Consider the following 5,973-nt stretch of genomic DNA (forward strand, 5'->3'; position numbering starts at 1 on the left):
CTGCTGGGGCGAAAGCGTGATATCGGACCAGCCCGGCACCGCCAGCCCCACCCAAAGGGCGAGCACGACGGTCCGGCGCAGACGCCCCCGGGCCGGTCTCATGGGGTTGCCGCGGGGTCCCGGTAGACGATGAAGCCGCTGGTGTCGCGGACCGTGGCATTGTCGTATTCCGCGCTGTTTTCCAGCACCAGAACGCCCACGATCTCGTTCGGGCCATTGCCCGAGACGATGGCGTAGTAATTGCCCTCTTCGTATGGCTGCACGGTGCCGGCATCGTCGACAAAGGTGCTCGACAGGCTGCCCAGTATCTCTCCGTTGTTGTCCAGCACCCCGGGTTCGATCTTGAACCGTGCATCGGGAATACTGGTGAGCGAGGCGGTGTTCTTGGCGTTGATGCGGCCATAGACATCCATGGTGATGTCGTTGCCCTGCAGATCGAAGACCCGCCGGTTGCTGAGCACGCCGCGCACCGCGTCACCGCGCCCGGTGGCGGTGCTGTTGAAATCGTCGAAATCGATATCGATCGCCAGATCGGCGGTGGAATATTCCAGCCCGCCGCGCCCGTTGAAATCGCGCATCCCGGCGGCGCGCCCCTCGAAACGGGCCTGTCCGCCGCTCGGTAGGGTGACGGAGTTTTCCCGCTGGTAGATGAAACCGCCGAAACCGTAGTCCACATAGGCGCCGGTGCGCACGATGGCGAACTGGGTGTTGGGCACGCCCGCGGCGTTGCTGTTGCGGCTGACGCCGTAGATCGCGCGATGCCGGAACTGGTTGATCGGCGCGCCGTTGATGCTGTCGGGATACTGGGCGTCGGCCTCGTAGACCGCGTAATCCCCGAAGGATTTCACCAGGTCGCCGCGCTGGTAGACGTTGGAGCCGTCGAAGGCCAGACCGTCCACCGTGAAGCTGTCGGTATCGCCATCGTAGCTGACGGAGGCGACGAAGCCGTTGCCGCTCTTGCCTTCCTCCTCGCTGCGCGGTTCCAGCCGGAAGATGCGGCTGCTGGGCGAGGGGGAGGTGGTGCCGGGCGGGATGCCTTCGCGCAGGATCGGGTTGCCGTTCTCGTCGGTGGTGACCCCGCCGCCGCTGCCTGTCGGGTCCGTCGCATCCCCGCCGAACGGGGGGGTGCCGCCACACGCGGCAAGAAGCGCGCACAGCAAGACTGCTGCTGTCTTCGATGTCATGTTGCCTGCCCTCGTCGTATTATTTTGCACAACCCTCCGCCGGGGGGGCGCGTGTTGTCAACGGCGCGCACCGCCGGGCCCGCAGGTTCCCCGCGAGGGTGGTCAAAAAGCAATACCGCATATGGCGGTTCCTGCAGGTTCGCCGCGCAGATATAGTCGTGCCGAATCCCAAGCCCTTTCCGACCAGCAAGGACCGCCGCCATGCCTCTCAGCACCGACCAGCAAGCCGAAATCGACGCCCTGCGCGCGGAACCGCAGGTCACGCTGCGCGCCGTGTCGCCGGGGATGGAGGCGCATCTTTACGCCGCGATCCCGGTGCTCGATCACGGTTTCGTCCGGGTGATCGATTACATGGGCGACGACGCGGCGATCTGTCAGGCGGCGCGGGTGAGCTATGGCAAGGGCACCAAGAGCGTCCAGAACGACGAGGGGCTGATCCGCTATCTCATGCGGCACTGGCATTCGACCCCCTTCGAGATGTGCGAGATCAAGCTGCACGTGAAGCTGCCGGTCTTCGTGGCGCGCCAGTGGATCCGGCACCGGACGGCCAATGTGAACGAATATTCCGCCCGCTACTCGATCCTCGACCGTGAATTCTACATCCCCGCGCCGGAGCATGTGAACGCCCAGTCCGTGGTCAACAACCAGGGCCGCGGTGGCGTGCTGGAGGGGGAGGAGGCCGCCCGGGTGCTGGAGATCCTCAAGGCCGACAGCAACCGCGCCTATGACCACTACGAACAGATGATCGCCAGCGAAGGCCCCGACGGCGCCCCGCAGGGCGGGCTCGCGCGGGAGCTGGCGCGGATGAACCTGCCCAGCAACATCTATACCCAATGGTACTGGAAGGTGGATCTGCACAACCTCTTCCACTTCCTGCGGCTGCGCGCGGACGCCCATGCGCAATACGAGATCCGCGTCTATGCCGATGCGATCTGCTCCGTCGTGGCCGACTGGGTTCCCGCGGCCTATTCCGCCTTCGAAGATTACCGCCTCGGCGGCGCCACGCTTTCCGCCCGCGCGCTGGACTGCATCCGCCGCATGCTGAAGGGCGAGGAGGTGACGCAGGAGAATTCCGGCATGTCGAAGGGAGAATGGCGGGAGTTTCAGGGGGTTATTAGCTAGATGATTGGTGTGCGGTTTATTGAAGTTGCGAAAGAGAATTTCGTCGGCGAGACAAAAAGCGGATCGTTTTCTAATCCCCCAATGCCCAATCTCCGATTGGGCAGCGCCCGAACCGCCCCCACGGGGCGGGCGCTTTGCACCCACCCCTCGGTCCGGGCGCGGCGGTGCGTGGGGTTCGGCATATTCGTTTTCCCTTGCCTAATCTGAGGTTGGCCAGCGCCCGGAACGCCTCCCACGGGGCGGGCGCTTCTCGCCCACCCCTCTGCCCGGGCGCGGCGTGATCCCCTTCGGTGCATCACGTCAGGCCCTCGGCACGACCCCCTCACACACCTTCATAAACCATAATTTAACTAACAATAACATATGGTTAAGGTTCCCCGCGGGGAACCCCGCAGCAGCCGATTGACACCTGCGCAAATCCTTCCACACTCGGCACGATGCTCAACCTCGCCGCGCCCCCCGAGGGGTTCACCGAAAACCCCTTTCCCCATTACGACCGCCTGCTGGCGGAGGCGCCGGTCTGCCCGCAGCCGGACGGGTCATACCTCATCGCGCGGCACGCGGACCTGAACGCGATCTACCGCGACACCGCCACCTATATCTCCGACAAGAAAGAGGCCTTCGCCCCCAAGTTCGCCCCCGGCACGCCGCTCTACGAACATCACACCACCAGCCTCGTTTTCAACGATCCGCCGCTGCACACCCGGGTGCGGCGGATCATGACCTCCGCGCTCACCCCCAAGGCGCTGGCCCGGATGGAGCCGGGGCTCATCGCCACGGTCGATCACCTGCTGGGCAAGCTGCCCGCGCGCCCGGACCTGATCGAGGATTACGCCAGCGCCATCCCGGTGCAGATCATCGGCAACCTGCTCGACGTGCCGATGGAAGAACGCGGCCCCCTGCGGGACTGGTCGCTCGCGATCCTCGGCGCGCTGGAACCCACGCTGACGGAAGGACAGCTTCGACGGGGGCATGATGCGGTGCGGGCGTTCTCGGACTATTTGCGCGACCTCATCGCCCGGCGCCGCGCTCGCCCGGGCGATCCGGAAACCGATGTGCTCACCCGCCTTATCGAGGGGGATGAGGGTGGCAGGCTGAGCGAGGCGGAGTTGATCCAGAACTGCATCTTCATCCTCAACGCCGGGCATGAAACGACGACGAACCTCATCGGCAGCGGTCTGGCCCTGCTGCACGACCACCCGGGCCAGAAGGCCAGGCTGCTGGAAGACCCCGCGTTCGTCGCCCCCGCGGTGGAGGAGGTGCTGCGCCATGCCTCGCCCAACCAGTTCGGCAATCGCGAAACCACACGGTCCGTCACGCTGGGCGGCTTCGACATCCCGGCAGGGACGAACCTGCATCTCTGCATCGGGGCCGCCAACCGCGACCCGGCGGTCTTTGACGCGCCCGGGGATTTCGACGTCGCGCGCAAACCCAACCGGCATCTCGCCTTCGCCGGGGGTCCGCATGTCTGCGTCGGGCTCACGCTGGCGCGGATGGAAGGGCGCATCGCCATCGAACGCTTCCTCGCACGGTATCCCCGCTACAGCATCGCGCCGGGGCGCGAACAGGGCGGGCGCATCCGGTTCCGGGGCTACGCACGGCTTCCGGCGGTGCTGGAATAACGCCCTGAAACAGAAACAGAGTGTTTCCAGATCAGATAAGTCTGGACAGGTTTCGGGGCCGTGGGCAGAGTTAAGTTAATAAAATGCGGTGAAAACAAAAGGAAAAGGGGGAAGACATGCGTATCGTTACAACCATGATCGCGGCCGGGGCGATGGCTGCGGCGTCACTGTTGCCGATGCAGGCGGCGGCGGATGCGAAGATCTATGCCTATCCGACCAGCGTGAACTACTGCCCCGCGGGCCTGCAGCCTGTCACCATCGCGGGGGTCATCTGCTGCGGCGTGCCGAACCAGTCGGTGACCTATCAGCAGGTCATGGCCCATCCGGCGCCGGTGCGTAAGCAGGTGAAAAAGCGGCACTACCGCGCGCCCGCGCCCAAGGCGAACTGCCCCATCGGGACAAAGGGCTGCACCTTCGATTGAGGGCGGCGCGCTGGCCTGCCGAAACACGCAGGGGCCCGGTGACGATACGGTCGTCCGGGCCTCTGTTTCCCTACGGGTGCCGGGGCGTCGGCCCTAGAGTAGCGCGATATCCGACGCCATCTGGCGCCCGTCGCGGCCTTCGGTCAGCTCGTAGCTGACCTTCTGATCATCGGCGAGCCCGGTGAGGCCCGACCGCTCGACCGCGGAAATATGTACGAAAATATCGTTGCCGCCATTTTCAGGCGCAATGAACCCGTAACCTTTTGTCGTGTTGAACCATTTAACGGTGCCGGTTGGCATAACTGTCCGCTCCTTTCACAATCGAAACCCGCAATGCGGGTGTAGTAAACGGCGCAGGTGCTGCGACCGTCCTACCAAGAAAAGATTGACCTCTGAGTTGAAAAATCAAGAATTTAGTGAAAATGAGAATGGGAAAAATTGCTGGAACCGGGACGGGTGACATGGACGAACGGCGTATCTACGGGCTGAAGAATTGCGATAGCTGCCGTAAGGCCGTGAAGGCACTGCCAGAATTTGCGCTGGTGGATGTGCGCGAAGAGGGCGTGCCTGATACGGTGCTGGCCCGGGCACATGACAAGTTCGGTCAGGCGCTGATCAACACACGCTCCACCACCTGGCGCGGGCTGGCGGAGGCCGTCAAAGTGGGTGATCCGCTGACCCTGCTGAAGGAACATCCCGCCATCATGAAGCGCCCGTTGATCGATGCGGATGGAAAGCTTTTTCTGTCTTGGAACAGTGAGATAGAAGAAGAAGTGAAAGCGTCGCTTTAACGCTCGCCCCGGGTCGCGCGGCGCAAGAGCCGGTCGAGCGACAGCGGCCCGGCGCCCTTGATGACCAGCACCAGCAGGACGAATATCCAGAAGGCCCGCTGGTCGAGAATCGTTCCATCCGCGAAGCGGTCGAACCAGCGCCCGACGGCTTCGGTCTGTCCGTGGCCATAGACATCCGTCAGGGACTGCACGATGACAAAGCCGATCATCCCCAGCGCCGCCACCCGGGTCAGCAGGCCCATCACGATAAGGACGGGCAGGGTGAATTCCGCAATCGTTCCGGCCACCACGACCGCCCAGTGCCAGACGCCGAGCGCGCCGATATCGTAGCCCGCCGCTTCCATGGCGCGGGGGAATATCTGCGCATAGGCCCCGACGGAGGGTTGGAAGACGCCCAGCAGCCCATCGCCGAGCTTGGTTGCGCCGGAGTTCAGCAGATAGATCAGCAACACCCCGGCAAACACCAGCCGTGCCAGCGTGGGCAGCAGCCAGTCCAGCCGTTCGAGGTGCAGGCCCATGCGGTGGTAATAGGTGCCGATCGTATTCATTGGCTCGCCTCCGGCGGCAGTGCGGTGAGCGCCGATGTGGCCAGCGCCAGCGAAAGCGCCGCCCCAAGGTCGAAGCCCGCGTCAACTTCGCTCGCGGCGTCGAGCGCGCTGGCAAGCGTTTCGCCCCGGCCCAGTGCGGCGAACCACGCGGTATCGGCAGGGCCGAGGGCGTGGGGGGCGGGGTCGAATTCAGGCCGGGTGATGAGCACCCCCTGCGGGATGGCGCGGGGCTTCGGCGCGCCGGTTTCGAAATTGTACCGCCAGATATCATGCAGCGGCCAGTT

At 64.4% G+C, this 5,973-nt stretch carries 7 protein-coding genes and 1 pseudogene; 4 read left to right on the top strand and 4 right to left on the bottom strand.

Annotated elements, in window-relative coordinates; genetic code table 11:
* Positions 1 to 98: 98 nt before the first annotated feature.
* Positions 99 to 1,184 carry a hypothetical protein gene (locus tag A3728_RS00500; RefSeq protein WP_067919259.1) on the bottom strand — a complete coding sequence of 362 codons (1,086 nt, stop codon included), beginning with the start codon at positions 1,182 to 1,184 and terminating at the stop codon, positions 99 to 101.
* Between the two features lie 201 nt (positions 1,185 to 1,385).
* Between A3728_RS00500 and thyX the strand changes: the two genes are divergently transcribed.
* The 3 genes from thyX (at position 1,386) to A3728_RS00515 (ending at position 4,350) form a co-directional block, all read left to right on the top strand.
* Positions 1,386 to 2,306 carry an FAD-dependent thymidylate synthase gene (gene thyX, locus A3728_RS00505; RefSeq protein WP_067919262.1) on the top strand — a complete coding sequence of 307 codons (921 nt, stop codon included), beginning with the start codon at positions 1,386 to 1,388 and terminating at the stop codon, positions 2,304 to 2,306.
* Positions 2,307 to 2,743: 437 nt separating this feature from the next.
* A complete protein-coding gene (locus A3728_RS00510) occupies positions 2,744 to 3,928 on the top strand; it encodes a cytochrome P450 (RefSeq protein WP_067919264.1) in 1,185 nt (394 codons plus the stop codon).
* 116 nt (positions 3,929 to 4,044) lie between these two features.
* Positions 4,045 to 4,350 (top strand): hypothetical protein, encoded by a 306-nt coding sequence (locus tag A3728_RS00515; protein WP_236628241.1) that lies wholly within the window; start codon positions 4,045 to 4,047, stop codon positions 4,348 to 4,350.
* 93 nt (positions 4,351 to 4,443) lie between these two features.
* Here A3728_RS00515 and A3728_RS00520 read toward each other — a convergent pair whose 3' ends face one another.
* Positions 4,444 to 4,650 (bottom strand): cold-shock protein, encoded by a 207-nt coding sequence (locus tag A3728_RS00520; protein ID WP_067919266.1) that lies wholly within the window; start codon positions 4,648 to 4,650, stop codon positions 4,444 to 4,446.
* A gap of 161 nt (positions 4,651 to 4,811) precedes the next feature.
* Between A3728_RS00520 and A3728_RS00525 the strand changes: the two genes are divergently transcribed.
* On the top strand, positions 4,812 to 5,141 hold the full coding sequence (locus A3728_RS00525; protein ID WP_067919268.1) for an ArsC/Spx/MgsR family protein: 330 nt from the start codon (positions 4,812 to 4,814) through the stop codon (positions 5,139 to 5,141).
* Here the strand turns inward: A3728_RS00525 and A3728_RS00530 are convergent.
* Positions 5,138 to 5,689, bottom strand: a complete 552-nt coding sequence (locus A3728_RS00530; protein WP_067919270.1) for a DoxX family protein — start codon at positions 5,687 to 5,689, stop codon at positions 5,138 to 5,140. The two genes, A3728_RS00525 and A3728_RS00530, sit on opposite strands and share 4 nt — an antisense overlap.
* Positions 5,686 to 5,973, bottom strand: a pseudogene (locus A3728_RS22975) (DUF2063 domain-containing protein); the annotation flags it as partial. The pseudogene A3728_RS22975 and the gene A3728_RS00530, both read right to left, overlap by 4 nt.

Source organism: Sulfitobacter sp. HI0040 (assembly GCF_001634885.1).
Taxonomy (GTDB): Bacteria; Pseudomonadota; Alphaproteobacteria; order Rhodobacterales; family Rhodobacteraceae; genus Sulfitobacter.

Excerpts from the sequence above, each read along its gene's own strand:
- A3728_RS00510 (WP_067919264.1), top strand. The coding sequence starts at position 2,744 with ATGCTCAACCTCGCCGCGCCCCCCGAGGGGTTCACCGAAAACCCCTTT.
- thyX (WP_067919262.1), top strand. The coding sequence starts at position 1,386 with ATGCCTCTCAGCACCGACCAGCAAGCCGAAATCGACGCCCTGCGCGCG.
- A3728_RS00530 (WP_067919270.1), bottom strand. The coding sequence starts at position 5,689 with ATGAATACGATCGGCACCTATTACCACCGCATGGGCCTGCACCTCGAA.
- A3728_RS00500 (WP_067919259.1), bottom strand. The coding sequence starts at position 1,184 with ATGACATCGAAGACAGCAGCAGTCTTGCTGTGCGCGCTTCTTGCCGCG.
- A3728_RS00520 (WP_067919266.1), bottom strand. The coding sequence starts at position 4,650 with ATGCCAACCGGCACCGTTAAATGGTTCAACACGACAAAAGGTTACGGG.
- A3728_RS00525 (WP_067919268.1), top strand. The coding sequence starts at position 4,812 with ATGGACGAACGGCGTATCTACGGGCTGAAGAATTGCGATAGCTGCCGT.
- A3728_RS00515 (WP_236628241.1), top strand. The coding sequence starts at position 4,045 with ATGCGTATCGTTACAACCATGATCGCGGCCGGGGCGATGGCTGCGGCG.